The 13,267-nt window shown below is 64.6% G+C and carries 11 protein-coding genes and 1 tRNA gene; 7 read left to right on the top strand and 5 right to left on the bottom strand.

What is annotated here, in order from left to right; genetic code table 11:
- Positions 1–5 precede the first annotated feature (5 nt).
- Positions 6–362: a hypothetical protein gene (locus tag LGH83_RS17415; protein WP_227399721.1), complete on the bottom strand. Its 357-nt coding sequence runs from the start codon at positions 360–362 to the stop codon at positions 6–8.
- A 149-nt stretch (positions 363–511) separates the two neighbouring features.
- Here LGH83_RS17415 and LGH83_RS17420 point away from each other — a divergent pair, with 149 nt between their 5' ends.
- From LGH83_RS17420 to LGH83_RS17430, 3 genes are all read left to right on the top strand, one after another.
- On the top strand, positions 512–1,615 hold the full coding sequence (locus LGH83_RS17420) for a calcium:proton antiporter (protein WP_227399722.1): 1,104 nt from the start codon (positions 512–514) through the stop codon (positions 1,613–1,615).
- A gap of 40 nt (positions 1,616–1,655) precedes the next feature.
- Positions 1,656–2,945 (top strand): MFS transporter, encoded by a 1,290-nt coding sequence (locus tag LGH83_RS17425; protein WP_227399723.1) that lies wholly within the window; start codon positions 1,656–1,658, stop codon positions 2,943–2,945.
- Between the two features lie 131 nt (positions 2,946–3,076).
- Positions 3,077–4,999, top strand: coding sequence for a potassium transporter Kup (locus LGH83_RS17430; RefSeq protein ID WP_131114636.1), 1,923 nt, complete (start codon positions 3,077–3,079; stop codon positions 4,997–4,999).
- A 76-nt stretch (positions 5,000–5,075) separates the two neighbouring features.
- Here the strand turns inward: LGH83_RS17430 and LGH83_RS17435 are convergent, their stop codons facing one another.
- Positions 5,076–5,471, bottom strand: a complete 396-nt coding sequence (locus LGH83_RS17435) for a hypothetical protein (RefSeq protein ID WP_319799568.1) — start codon at positions 5,469–5,471, stop codon at positions 5,076–5,078.
- A 188-nt stretch (positions 5,472–5,659) separates the two neighbouring features.
- Between LGH83_RS17435 and LGH83_RS17440 the strand changes: the two genes are divergently transcribed.
- Positions 5,660–6,340, top strand: coding sequence for a response regulator transcription factor (locus LGH83_RS17440; RefSeq protein WP_227399724.1), 681 nt, complete (start codon positions 5,660–5,662; stop codon positions 6,338–6,340).
- Positions 6,337–7,782: a sensor histidine kinase gene (locus LGH83_RS17445; protein ID WP_227399725.1), complete on the top strand. Its 1,446-nt coding sequence runs from the start codon at positions 6,337–6,339 to the stop codon at positions 7,780–7,782. Before LGH83_RS17440 ends, LGH83_RS17445 begins: the two co-directional genes overlap by 4 nt.
- Here LGH83_RS17445 and LGH83_RS17450 read toward each other — a convergent pair.
- Entirely contained in the window at positions 7,698–8,720 is a 1,023-nt protein-coding gene (locus LGH83_RS17450; protein WP_227399726.1) for a DUF429 domain-containing protein, read from the bottom strand. The two genes, LGH83_RS17445 and LGH83_RS17450, sit on opposite strands and share 85 nt — an antisense overlap.
- Positions 8,713–10,998, bottom strand: a complete 2,286-nt coding sequence (locus LGH83_RS17455; protein WP_131114641.1) for an NADP-dependent malic enzyme — start codon at positions 10,996–10,998, stop codon at positions 8,713–8,715. Before LGH83_RS17455 ends, LGH83_RS17450 begins: the two co-directional genes overlap by 8 nt.
- A 254-nt stretch (positions 10,999–11,252) precedes the next feature.
- On the opposite strand from LGH83_RS17455, the gene LGH83_RS17460 reads away from it, so the two are divergent.
- Positions 11,253–11,326 (top strand) — tRNA-Gln (locus LGH83_RS17460).
- Positions 11,327–11,541: 215 nt separating this feature from the next.
- Here the strand turns inward: LGH83_RS17460 and LGH83_RS17465 are convergent.
- On the bottom strand, positions 11,542–12,195 hold the full coding sequence (locus LGH83_RS17465; protein ID WP_227399727.1) for an HD domain-containing protein: 654 nt from the start codon (positions 12,193–12,195) through the stop codon (positions 11,542–11,544).
- Between the two features lie 113 nt (positions 12,196–12,308).
- Here LGH83_RS17465 and LGH83_RS17470 point away from each other — a divergent pair, with 113 nt between their 5' ends.
- A complete protein-coding gene (locus LGH83_RS17470) occupies positions 12,309–13,262 on the top strand; it encodes a GlxA family transcriptional regulator (RefSeq protein ID WP_227399728.1) in 954 nt (317 codons plus the stop codon).
- The last annotated feature ends 5 nt before the right edge of the window (positions 13,263–13,267 follow it).

A 13,267-nucleotide genomic window follows, 5' to 3' on the forward strand; every position in this document is an offset into this window, starting at 1 on the left:
CGGAATCATGCTGCTTTCGCCGTAGCCGGTCGCGAGGCGCCATCCGGTAAGCGGCACATGGGAATGAGCTCCCGCGGGACACAGAGCCTCTCGAGATCGGCCAGCACGAAGTTGCCGCGTCGCCGCACACCCCAATCGGCGATAAACCGATCGACTCCGTTTTGCTGGACCGCATCCGCGAGCGGCAGCAACGCCCCCGCTTGTGCCAGCAGGAACGCCACATAGCCCTCCCGATGGCGGAGATCGAACTGCTCGAATGCGCGTTCGGTGGAGGCATGCCACGGCGCCGTCGCGTCCCTCAGACCAAGGTGGGGTTGATCGCGCTGCGTACGGTCGAGACGTCGTTCTCCATCGGGTTCCAAGGATAGGATGTTCCTCGCCAAAATCGGACGGCCATGCGACGCGGGTGGAGTTTGACGCCGCGCGACGGCAGAAGAGCCTTGACGGACGCGCTACGAACCGGAAGGCAGGACCAGGGCTCGCGACAAGCGATTGGCAGAGGCGTCGTTGAATGAAGACAGCAGTGGTGGTCCGACTCGCGATCGCTTGGATCACGGTCGGGGTCGCGTTCGTGTTTGGCGATGCGATCTATGCCGCGTCCGCCTCGCTGATCGGTTCCTGTATGGTCTTCGCGGCGCTGCTCGCGATCATCATGTGGTCGGCTTTCGGGGTCGTCGAGGAGGCGGATCATCTCGCCGACCGATTGGGTGAGCCCTATGGCACGCTGTTGCTGACGCTCTCGATCGTCTTGATCGAGGTGGCGCTCATCGGAGCGGTGATGCTCGGCTCGGCCGACCCGACGCTCGGCCGCGACACGATGTTCGCGGTTCTCATGATCGTGCTCAATGGCGTGGTCGGCCTCGGGCTGCTGGTGGGCGGGTGGCGATACGGCGCGCAGGTCTATAATCTCGAAGGCGCAAGCGCTTATCTGGCCGTCATCATGCCGCTGACCGTCATCGCGCTGGTCCTGCCAAACTTTACCGTGTCGACGTCGGCCGGGACGCTCAGCACCGAACAGGCCATCTCACTGATGGTCTTCACGGTGCTGCTCTACGGCACGTTCCTGGCGCTGCAGACCGGGCGGCATCAAGACTTCTTCACCATGCCGGAAGGCGTACCGCACGGCGACCTCGAACCCGCGCCGTCCGACTACGCGGGCGGCAGCTCGATCCTGCCGCGGATGGTGTTGCTGATCCTGTCGCTGCTCCCGGTCGTGCTGCTGGCCAAACGGCTCGCCAAGGTTCTCGACCGGACGATCGAGACGCTGCATGCCCCGACGGCTCTCGGCGGCGTCATCATCGCCATCATCGTGTTCACGCCCGAAGGTCTTGCGGCGCTGCGCGCGGTGTCGCTCAACCGCCTGCAACGCACCATCAATCTCTGCCTGGGCGCGGCGGCCTCGACCATCGGACTGACGGTCCCGGCCGTGCTGGTGCTCGGCTTGCTGACGGGCCAGAATATCGTGCTTGGCCTCTCGCCGTCCAACATGGTGCTTTTGGCCCTGACGCTGATCTTGTCGACGCTGACGTTTTCGGGCCCGCGGACGACGGCGCTGAACGGCGCCATGCATCTCGTCGTGTTCTTCGTCTACATCACGCTCATCTTCAGCCCATAATGTCGCGGCATCTCGGACGCGTGGCGGGGAGACCGCAAGAATGACGAGGCGGGATCGTGATCCAGGCACGGTCGACCAGTCCACACGGACGCCGACTGTCGTCGAAGCGGCAGAAGCCGCGATCGTCGACGTCGATCGGTTTATCGCGCGAGGCACGCGCGAGTTTCGCTTGACCAACGTGGCGCTGTTCGCGTCTGGGTTCACCACCTTCGCGCTGATCTATTGCGTGCAGCCGATCATGCCGGTGTTCTCGCAGGAGTTCGGGATCGGCGCGGCCGCCGCGAGCCTGTCGCTCTCGATCACGACACAGTGTCTCGCCGTGTCAATGCTGATCGCGAGTTCCCTCTCCGAGGTCTTCGGGCGCAAGCCCGTGATGGTGACATCCCTCTGCGCCTCGTCGCTGCTCGTCTTGGCCTCTGCTTTCGCGCCGAACTGGCAGGTGTTTCTGGTACTGCGCGCCCTCGCCGGTATCGCGTTCAGCGGCTTGCCCGCGACCGCCATGGCTTATGTCGGCGAAGAAATGGAGACCCGCTCCCTCGGCTTGGCGATGGGCCTCTATATCGGCGGGACCGGCCTTGGTGCGCTTGGCGGCCGTCTGATCGTCGGCATTCTGACCGATGTGGTGAGTTGGCGGGCCGGGATGCTGACGATCGGCCTGTTGGCCTTGGGATCGAGCCTGGTCTTCACGGCTTATCTGCCGCGATCCCGGCATTTCGTCGCACGGCCGTTCAATATCGCGGCGCTGGGACGGTCCTTCGCGGCCCATCTGCGGGATCCGATCCAGCTTCTCCTCTATCTCGAGGGATTTCTCCTGCTCGGCATCTTCGTGGCGCTGTATAATTACATCGGTTATCGTTTGATGGCGCCCCCTTATGGGTTCAGCCAGACGACCGTCGGGCTCATCTTCCTGCTGTCGCTGGTCGGCATCGTGAGTTCGGCCTGGGTCGGGGATCTGGCGGGTCGACTCGGGAGAGGGCGTGTCTTTTGGGTCTTCGTGGCGATCATGCTTGGCGGAATGGGGCTGACGCTGTTCGATCATCTCGCCGCGATCCTGGTTGGGCTGGCGATCGTCACCTTCGCGTTCTACGCGGCCCATTCGGTCGCTTCCTCCTGGGTTGGCGTCAGGGCCAAGCATGCCAAGGCGCAAGCTTCCTCGCTCTATCTGTTCAGCTATTACAGCGGATCGAGCGTCATCGGCTCGCTCGGCGGCCTCGCCTGGCAGCACGCCGGTTGGTCCGGGGTCGTGTTGTTGGGGAGCATCGTCCTGCTGATCGCCTTGGTGGCCGCTCTCGTCTTGGCACGGTCCGAACCGCCGCGGGTCAGCGGCTGAAATGCGAGCCGCCTGTGTGCTGCGGCATTGCGACGGCCTGCCATGAGACCCGCCCCCTTCTCGCCAAAGCATAAAAAATCTATAAACAAGCCATTCCGTGCGGCATCCGCACGCTGGTGAGTAAAGAATCGATGCCCCAGGATACGGTGCAGGATCTGCCCGTCGCGGAAGCGGCGAGGCCGGTGGTCCACGACCATGGCCACCCGGTCGGCGGTTTCCCCATGATCTTGGGGTCGATCGGCGTGGTCTATGGCGACATCGGCACGAGTCCGCTTTACGCCCTGAAGACGGCGTTGGCGCATGCCTCGACGACCGGCGCGACCGTGGAGGAAGTGGTCGGCATCGTGTCGCTTCTGATCTACGCCCTGTTCTTCACCGTCACGGTGAAATACGTGCTGTTTCTCATGCGGGCCGACAATAAAGGCGAGGGCGGCACGCTGTCGTTGATGGCACTCGCCCAGAAGGCGCTCGGCCATCGTGCCCAGACGGTGTTCCTGCTCGGGGTCGCGGGCGCGGCGCTATTCTCGGGCGACGCGATCATCACCCCGGCGATTTCTGTGCTGTCGGCGGTCGAGGGGCTCGGTATCGCGGAGCAAGGGCTGATCCCCTACGTGATCCCGATCACGGTCGTAATTCTCATCTCGCTGTTCACGGTGCAGAGTTTCGGAACCGCCAAGGTGGCGGCTTTCTTTGGTCCGATCATGGTGGTGTTCTTTTCGGTGATCGGCGCCATGGGGCTGGTTCACATCTTCGATGCCCCGATCATTCTCACGGCCTTCAATCCCCTGAATGGTCTGGCGTTTCTCTTCGGCAATGGCGCCACGGGCTTCGTCACGCTCGGTCTGGTGTTCCTCGCCGTCACCGGTGCCGAAGCCCTTTATGCCGATATGGGCCACTTCGGCCGGATGCCGATCCAACTCGCCTGGTTGTTTTTCGTGCTGCCGGCGCTGCTGCTGAACTACCTCGGCCAGGGCGCCCTTGTGCTGCGCTATCCCGAGACCATCACGCAGCCGTTCTTTCTCATGGTGCCGAATTGGGCGTTGATCCCGCTCGTGATCCTGTCGACGGTCGCGACCGTGATCGCCAGCCAGGCCGTCATCACCGGAGCTTATTCGCTGATCCGGCAGGCCATCCAGCTTGGTCTCCTGCCCCGCATGGAGATCCAGCACACGTCGGAGACGACCGAAGGGCAGATCTACGTTCCGCGCGCCAACCGGTTGATGCTGATCGGCGTGCTGGTTCTGGTGTTCCTGTTTAAGAGCTCGGACAATCTCGCCAATGCCTATGGAATCGCGGTGACCGGCACGATGGTGGTCACCACCTCGCTGTCGTTCTTTGTGGTGTGGAAGCTGTGGCGCTGGCCGCTTTATTGGGCGGTCCCGTTCGTGGCGTTCTTCTTGGTGATCGATCTCGCGTTCCTGTTCGCCAACATGGTCAAGGTGCTGGATGGCGGCTGGGTGCCGCTGCTGATGGCGGCCTGCTCGATGTTGCTGATGTGGACCTGGGTGCGGGGCACCGCCTTTCTGTCGGAGAAGACGCATCGCGACTCCATCTCGACGCGCGACCTCATCCGCATGCTGCAAAAGAGCAAGCCGATCCGCGTTCCCGGCACCGCCATCTTCCTGACGAGCGATCCTGAGGTGGCGCCCTCGGCGCTGATGCACAACCTCAAGCACAACAAGGTCATCCACGAGCGGGTCATCATCCTGTCGGTCAAGACGGCCGATCAACCGCGCGTCGCGCAAGCGAATCGCTATCAGCTCGAGAAGCTGTCGGACGATTTCACCAAGATCATCCTGAATTACGGCTATATGGAACATCCGCGGATGCCGAGCGCCCTCGCCAGCCTGAAGAAGGCCGGTCTTCGCTTCGACATCATGACGACGTCCTATTTCCTCGGGCGACGCTCGCTGAAGGCATCGCCAAATTCCGGCATGCCAGTGTGGCAGGACAGGCTCTATATCGCGCTGTCGAAACAAGCCGCCACCGCGCCGGACTTCTTCTCGATCCCGTCTGACCGCGTGGTCGAACTCGGTGCCCAAGTCACCATCTAAGGCTAGACCGACGTGTCGATCTCGGACACGGTCCGAGGGCCGTCCCGCGCGACGCGGGAGGGTTAATTGTCGCGGCTTAGTTTTGCGCCGGGGTCGCCGGAGCAACCGGGGCCGGAACTGCCGGGATCGCCGACAGCTTGTCGATCAACTGCGACGCGATATCGCCGCAGGCCTTCACGGGTTCATCGTCGGCGCATTTCACATCCACGACGGTGTCGCCGCGCTGGAGGTGGAAGTGTGCGGCCTTGGAGGGCGGCGGCGGGGGCGGCGGCGGGAAGCCGAAGCCGCCAGGGCCTCGCATGCCAGGACCACCCGGTCCACCGGGTCCATGCAGACCGGGGCCGCCGGGCGGCGGCGGAGGCGGCGGTGCACCAACGCCGGGTTGATTGTTTTCTCCTGGCGGCACCTGCGCCAAAACGGCCGGGGTCAAGAGAGCCAAGCAGGCTCCCGCGAGCAGCAAACGCTTGATCATCGTTCATCCTCATGGTTGCGAAGCGACGCTTCGTCCGGTCGGGCCTGGACGGGCCGGTCTCGACCGATGACGTGTTTCTAATCGATGGGCCTGGAACCCGGGCTGAACCAAGCGGTTCAGCTTCGGTTCAACCGATCAGCATAGTGTTTCCACGACACCCACCCGGCACGTCGCCGCAAGAGAGACCGATGCGTATTCTGCTGGTCGAGGATGACGAGACGTTGGCGCATGGAATCGCAGACGTGCTTCGACGTGAAAAATTCGCAGTCGATGTCGCACGGAATGGCGAGGACGGCCTCCATCTCGGCGAGACGGAAGCCTTCGATGCGGCGGTGCTGGACCTTGGCCTGCCGAAGATCGAGGGGACCGCCGTGCTGCGTGAATGGCGCCGCAAGGGCCGCACGATGCCGGTGTTGATCCTCACGGCTCGGGATGGATGGTCCGACAAGGTCGAAGGCTTCAAGGCCGGCGCCGATGATTTTCTGACCAAGCCGTTTCGGATCGAAGAGGTCGTGATGCGGCTCCGGGCCTTGATCCGCCGCTCGCGCGGGCATGCCGAAACCCGCATCCAATGCGGACCGCTGGTGTTCGACTCGCAACTTGGCGTCTTCGAACTCGACGGGTTGCCGCTTCGCTTGACGGCGCTCGAATGGCGCATTCTGGCCGGGCTGACGCTCCGAAAAGAGCATGTGGTTGAACGGCGCGACATCGTCGAGCGTGCCTATGAAGGCGATGCCGAGGTCGATTCGAACTCGCTCGAGGTCATCGTGGCGCGCCTGCGCCGAAAGATCGGCCATGGCATGATTGAGACGGTGCGGGGGCGCGGCTATCGCCTGACGGCCGACGGCCATGATTCGAGCGGCGCATGATGCCAACCTCGCTCGCCGGGCGCCTCGTCGGCGGGGCCGCGATCTTTATCATGCTGGCTTTACTGATCGCCGGCGGGGTGATCGGCGCGGTGCTGGAGCATTTCGTCCGTGGTCAGATCGATCAGCGGCTCGACGGACAATTGCATGCGGTTGCGGATGCGCTGGTCGCGCCAGGCGGGCGGCTGGATCTAACGCGGAACGTCGATGCGCCCCCCTTCGATCTTCCCGGCTCGGGTTGGGCATGGCAGGTCGGGCACGACGGCATCCCCGTGTTGCGCTCGCGCTCCCTCGGGCCAGCGTCGCTCGGGCAACCCGCCGGTCCGGTGCCGGCGCTCGGGCTGCCGCCGCCGTTCGCACCCCTTGATCCCCAGGGGCGGGAGCCAGCACGCGACAGACCAAAGCCCGCGCCGCCGCTGTCGCAGGAGATGGCTGCCCCCGATTGGGGGCGAGCCATGCCTGACGGGGGTGGTCCGTGGACCGACACGCTTCTGACGCGCTCGGTCCAGACCACGATCGATGCTGTGCCGGTCGTCATCACCGCAACGGCGCCGCAGCGCGCATTGCGCGGTCCGCTGCGGGGCGCGCTTTTGACGGTCGGGGCATCGCTGCTGGTTTTGGCGGCGGCGTTTCTGGCCGCTGTCCTGCTGCAGGTGCGGGTGGGGCTGCGTCCCCTCACGGCGCTGCGGTCCAGATTGGCGGAGGTTCGTCACGGTCGGACGGATCGGATCGTAGGATCTTACCCGCAGGAGTTGCAACCGCTGGTCGATGAACTCAACGCGCTTCTCGAGCAGAATGCCGAAAGTCTGGTGCGGGCGCGGCGCCACGTCAGCAATCTCGCGCACGGCCTCAAGACGCCACTCGCCAGCCTCGCGGTCGCCTTGGATGGGCCGGGCCATGATCCGCAGGGACGCTATCACGCGCTGCTCGATCTGATGGATCGGCAGATTCGTCATCATCTGCGACGCGCACGGGCCGCGGCGCTCGGCAGCCCGGCCCGGTCGCAGGTCGCGCTGGCGCCGCGTGTGGCGGATCTCGCAACTGCTCTCGTCAAGATCTACGCCGACAAGGCTCTGCGGTTCGACAATCATGTGCCGCCCGGCATCGCGGTCGCGTGCGATCAGCAGGATGTCGATGAGATGCTCGGCAATCTGCTCGACAATGCGTGCAAATGGGCCAGGGGCGTCGTCATCATCACGGCTGTCGAAGCGGGGCGTCTGGTGGCGCTGTCGATCGCCGACGACGGCCCGGGCCTCGCGCCGGATCGGTTGCCCGACGTGCTTCGGCCGGGGCGGCGGCTCGACGAAAGCACGCCCGGCTATGGTTTCGGCTTGCCGATCACCCGCGAGCTTGCCGAACTTTACGGCGGGGCGCTGTCACTCGGCTCATCCTCAAGCGGCGGATTATCGGCCGTGTTGACGCTCCCGGCTGCCGCCGCGCTCTGACGGCCAAGGATCCAGCCCTCCCATTGGAGCACATCCGCCGAGAGGTCGGGCGCGGCCGCCCGCTCGCCCTCGACCACTGCAATCATCGCCAGCAGTCCGACCACCGCATCGAAGCCGTTGTCGATGCCATGCTTGGCCGCAAAGCCTTTCTGGATGGCTTTGTCGAGATGCGGTGACAGGCGCAGGTTGTGGCTCGTCGCCCAGTGGAGCAAGGCGGGCGCCAGCGTCCGCCGATCTTCCCGGTTGGTCTTGGACTTTCCGGCCATCGACAGGCCGATCTGGCCATAGGCATCGCCTGGATAGCTTTCGGCTAAGACCAGCCCGCCTTTGGTCGCAAGATCATCGAGGTCGCCGTCGAATGGCCAGAGCCGGGCGCCTCTTTGTCTCGCCGGGGCGATCACATCCCGCCATCCAGAGATCGTCGCTTTGCCGACGGCCGCTGCTCCAAGCGTCCAGAACAGAGGCGAGGCCGTCTTCGTGCCGGGACCGCCGATCTCGCATTGACGGTAGGTCTGCTTCTTGGTCAGGCCGAGCCCGTGCAGCAATTGAGCGTGGCTCTGGGTGCCGCTCGGGCCGGATTTCGCCGGATAGAACGGCCGCATCGGGCTGATGTCGGCAGGGGTTTCGGCCACGTCGTAGAACGTCGCCCAATCCCCGGTTCCGAACAGACGGAGCGCCTCGGAAAAGTCGGTGCAGCCGGTCTTCTGCCCAAAGGCCAGCGGCAGGCCGATCGGAAAATCGAACCCGGCCAACACCGCGCCATCGGCCGAGGCGGTCAAGAGGTCGCTCACATAATGGTCGAGGTCCGGCACGCGGGTCGGTCCGGAGAGCAGCCAGCTGCCGGTCTCCCAGACGGCGCTGGCAAACCAGCGCCCATGCGGATGCATGCTCCAATCCGCGTGGAACAGCTTGTGAAACCGCGGGCTCGATTCAACCACCGATATTGAACGCCGCGAGAGCCGCCATATTGACGATATCGCTGTCTTTGGCGCCGAGCGACACGATCTGCACCGGGCGGTCGAGGCCGACGATCAATGGGCCGATCAGCGTCGCGCCGCCGAGCTCCTGCAGCATGTGGGTTGAGATCGAGGCGGAATGGAACGCCGGCATGATCAAGACATTCGCGGTGTCGGACAGGCGGCAGAACGGGTAAGAGGCCATCCGCTCCTTGCTGAGCGCGACATCGACCGCCATTTCGCCGTCATATTCGAAATCGACATGCTGGGCGTCGAGAATGCGGACGGCTTCCTGAACGCGCAGCGACCGCTCGCCGGGCGGATGGCCGAAGGTCGAGAAGGCCAGCATCGCCACGCGGGGCTCATAGCCGAGCCGTCGCGCCACCCCGGCCGCTTCGATCGCGATGGCGGCCAGTTCCTGAGCATCCGGCATTTCCGTAATGGCCGTATCGGCCACCAGCACGGTCCTGCCGCGCGCCAGCACGAGCGACACGCCCATGACGCGATGGCCCGGTTTGGCATCCACGACGCGTCGCACCTCCTGCAGCGCGATCGAAAAATTGCGGGTCACGCCGGTCACCATGGCGTCGGCATCGCCATTGGCGATCATGGCGGCGCCGAAATGGTTCCGGTCCTGGTTGATCAGGCGCTGGCAGTCGCGCAGCAGATAGCCTTGCCGCTGCAGCCTCTCGTAGAGGAATTGCGCGTAGACGGCGTTTCGATCCGACAAGGCCGCATTATGGATTTCGATGTTCTTGTCGCCGAGATCGACACCGGCCGCCGTCGCCGACGCCTTGATCCGATCCTCGCGGCCGACCAAGATGGCGGTGCCGAGCCCTTGGTTGACGAACGACAAGGCGGCCCGGATGACCTGCTCTTCCTCGCCCTCGGCGAAGACGACGCGCTTGGGGAAGCGCCGCACCCGCTCGACGATGCGCTGCAACGCGCCCGCCACGGGGTCGCGCCGCGCCGAGAGTTGCGCCTGATAGGCCGGCATGTCGGTGATCGGCCGACGCGCCACGCCGGTTTCCATCGCGGCGCGCGCCACGGCGGCCGGAATCTTGGTGATGAGGCGCGGGTCGAAAGGCACCGGAATGATGTAGTCGCGGCCAAAGCGCGGGCGAGCGCCCTGGTAGGCGGCCGCGACTTCATCCGGCACGTCCTCCCGCGCGAGATCGGCCAGCGCATGGGTGGCCGCGATCTTCATCTCCATGTTGATCGTGGTGGCCCGCACATCGAGTGCGCCACGGAAGATGTAGGGGAACCCGAGCACGTTGTTGACCTGGTTCGGATAATCCGACCGACCCGTCGCGATGATGACGTCGCTCCGCACCGCCATGGCTTCCTCAGGCGTGATTTCCGGATCCGGATTGGCCATCGCGAAGATGATCGGGTTCGGGGCCATGCTCCGGACCATGTCGGCCGTCAACGCGCCCTTGGCCGAGAGACCGAAGAAGATGTCGGCGTCTTCCATCGCGTCGGCGAGGCTGCGCTTGTTGGTCTCGACCGCATGGGCCGACTTCCACTGATTCATGCCCTCGGTGCGGCCGTGGTAGACCACGCCCTTGGTGTCGCAGAGCAGGATGTTGTGGGGCGCGAACCCCATCGCCTTGATGAGATCGAGGCAGGCGATGCCGGCCGCACCGGCGCCGTTGCACACCAGCTTGGTTTCGCGGATGTCGCGGTCGGTCAGCCGAATGGCGTTGAGCATGCCGGCGGCCGCGATGATGGCGGTGCCGTGCTGGTCGTCATGGAACACCGGAATGTCCATCAATTCGCGCAGGCGTTCCTCGATGATGAAACACTCGGGTGCTTTGATGTCCTCGAGGTTGATGCCGCCGAAGGAGGGGCCGAGATAGCGCACCGCGTTGATGAACTGATCCGGGTCCTCGGTATCGACCTCGAGATCGATCGAATCGATGTCGGCGAATCGTTTGAACAGCACCGCCTTGCCCTCCATCACGGGCTTGCTGGCGAGTGCACCGAGGTTGCCGAGGCCGAGGATCGCGGTGCCGTTGGTGATGACCGCGACCATGTTGCCGCGCGTCGTGTAATCGAAAGCGAGCGAGGGATCCTTGTGGATCGCCAGAACCGGCACGGCGACGCCGGGCGAATAAGCGAGCGCGAGGTCGCGCTGCGTCGCCATCGGCTTGGTGGCGATGATTTCGAGCTTGCCGGGACGACCCTTGGAATGAAACGACAGCGCTTCCTGGTCGGTGATGGTCTGCCGCTTGGGGCGCTTCGGTGTCAGGTCGTTCATGGCGTCCTCGGTACCGGCTCTTTAGCGGCCGGGTGGCCCATAAAACATGCCCGGCCGGAGGCGACAAGCACTGGTGGCGGCGCGCGCTGAAAACGCGCGGCGGACCGCTTGCGCTCGCGCGCCTGACCCGGTCGGCGGTTTGCGCTTGCCAAGGCCCCCGCACCGGACTAGAAGCGCCTTCCGGAACGGCTTTCCGTGACGCGCTCCGCGCGTGCATGTCACTTGCTGTTTTCCGACCCTGGATTTCGATCCGGTGGGGGATAGTTCAACGGTAGAACAGCGGACTCTGACTCCGTCAATCTTGGTTCGAATCCAGGTCCCCCAGCCACTTGAAACGCTTGCTATGTGGTCGTTTCGTCGACCTTCAACATGACGTCCGTCGACACGGCAGTTTCAAACGGCTCGGGGAACGCTCGCCTCGTGTGCTGCCGACATCGCGGTCCTTGTATTGGACGTCGGCCAGAAATTCTTGACCTCCCGGAACAGACCGGCGGAGACCGCGCGGGATCGCCGCCTCCGCCCTGTCAGCCGATCGGTGTCGCTTCACCGACCGCCAAGCCGACCCGACCGCCAAGCCGACCCTCTGATCACGGAGCAGAAGTTGCCGCGATGGACATGCGGGTTCTTGTCGGCGATCACGTCAGCCTTGACGTTGCCGAATGTCGTGACGGGCTTGTGCTTGATGCCATCGTAGAAGGCTTGGATGATCTCCTCCTTGAAGTCCGAGGGGCGAGGAAAAGCCGTCACCACGCTCGAGCGCTCGGCCTCGGAATACTCCTTGTAGGTCAGGCCCAGCACGTCCATCTCGACGCCGGCCGTCACAAGGGCGACCACCGGGTGCATGTGGACCGGGACGCCCGGCGTGGTGTGCAGCGCGATCGCGGTCCAGACCGTGTAGGCATCCTCTTCCGAGATTCCATGTTCGCGAAGAAAGCCACGGGCGGCGTGAGCGCCGTCGACCTCGAATCGCTCGTTCACGCTCGCATGTGCGGGCATCAGGCCGAGGTCGTGAAACATCGCTCCCGCATAGAGCAATTCGCGGTCGAACGTCAGCCCGCGATGTACGCCGGCGAGCGCGCCGAAATAATACACGCGGCTCGAATGGTTGAAGAGCAATTCGGTCTCGCGATCACGGACAAATTCCGTGATCTTGCGCGCGAGAACGCTGTCGGGAATGGCGGCATCGGTCGTGATCACGGTCGGGGCTCCTCTTGTCGATGGCGACAATCTAGAGCTGTTCGGCTATGTCTTATTTCGTCATATACGGGCGATTCCTGCCAAAGGTTGGCGATGTCGGACGTGGAGGCGATGTGGCCCGGACAATAGGCATCCTCGCGATCGAAGGCACTCAACTCCTTGACGTCTCGGGACCCTTGGACGTGTTCGCCGAAGCCAACGTTCAGAGCGGAGGCGCCGCCTACCTCCTGTCTGTGATCGCGACGGCGCCGGGGCCGATCACCTGTTCGTCGGGCGTCCGACTCCTTCCGGATGTAGTCTACGGCGACGAGAGCGCCGGCGCGTTCGATACCCTGCTGGTCGCCGGCGGCCCGCATTTGGCGCGGCGCGCGCATGACGATAAGTTGATGCAATGGCTTCGCCGGGCGACCGCCGCGGCGAGACGCTACGGGTCGGTCTGCACGGGCGCCTTCCTGCTCGCCGATGCCGGTCTCCTCGACGGGCGACGAGCCACCACCCACTGGGCGGTGGCCGACAGCCTCGCCAAGCGTTTTCCAAAGGTGATCCTGGAGATTGACGCGATCCATATCAGGGATGGCCGTTTGCGGACGGCAGCGGGGGTCACGGCCGGGTTGGATTTAGCCCTTGCGCTCGTCGAAGAGGATCTCGGAGCCGAAATCGCCCGTCGGGTCGCCGCCCAACTCGTCATGTTCTTTCGACGCGGCGGCGGCCAATTGCAATATAGCCGGCGCGGCCTTGGCAGCCCGGCAGGTCGTTCGGCGTTGCAATCCGTGCAGCGCGCGGTGATCGCTGATCCTGCCGGCGACCACGGTAACACTGAGCTGGCGCGGCGCGCTGGCCTGAGCCCGCGTCATTTCGCGAGACTCTTCCGGTCCGAGGTCGGCACCACGCCGGCCGCCTTTGTGGAGACAGTCCGGATCGAAGCTGCGAAGCGTCTGCTCCAATCAGGCGCGCCCCCCAAGCTGGCGGCGGATCAATGCGGTTTCGCCGATGCCGACACGCTTCGCCGCGCCTTCCTTCGCCAGGTCGGCGTCACACCAGCCGCGTATCGGCGCCGTCATACATAAGGCGG

This window comes from Lichenihabitans sp. PAMC28606, assembly GCF_020616535.1.
GTDB lineage: Bacteria > Pseudomonadota > Alphaproteobacteria > Rhizobiales > Beijerinckiaceae > Lichenihabitans > Lichenihabitans psoromatis.

Coding starts and splice junctions, on each gene's coding strand:
- LGH83_RS17420 (WP_227399722.1), top strand. CDS start 512: ATGAAGACAGCAGTGGTGGTCCGACTCGCGATCGCTTGGATCACGGTC.
- LGH83_RS17425 (WP_227399723.1), top strand. CDS start 1,656: ATGACGAGGCGGGATCGTGATCCAGGCACGGTCGACCAGTCCACACGG.
- LGH83_RS17430 (WP_131114636.1), top strand. CDS start 3,077: ATGCCCCAGGATACGGTGCAGGATCTGCCCGTCGCGGAAGCGGCGAGG.
- LGH83_RS17435 (WP_319799568.1), bottom strand. CDS start 5,471: ATGATCAAGCGTTTGCTGCTCGCGGGAGCCTGCTTGGCTCTCTTGACC.
- LGH83_RS17440 (WP_227399724.1), top strand. CDS start 5,660: ATGCGTATTCTGCTGGTCGAGGATGACGAGACGTTGGCGCATGGAATC.
- LGH83_RS17445 (WP_227399725.1), top strand. CDS start 6,337: ATGATGCCAACCTCGCTCGCCGGGCGCCTCGTCGGCGGGGCCGCGATC.
- LGH83_RS17455 (WP_131114641.1), bottom strand. CDS start 10,998: ATGAACGACCTGACACCGAAGCGCCCCAAGCGGCAGACCATCACCGAC.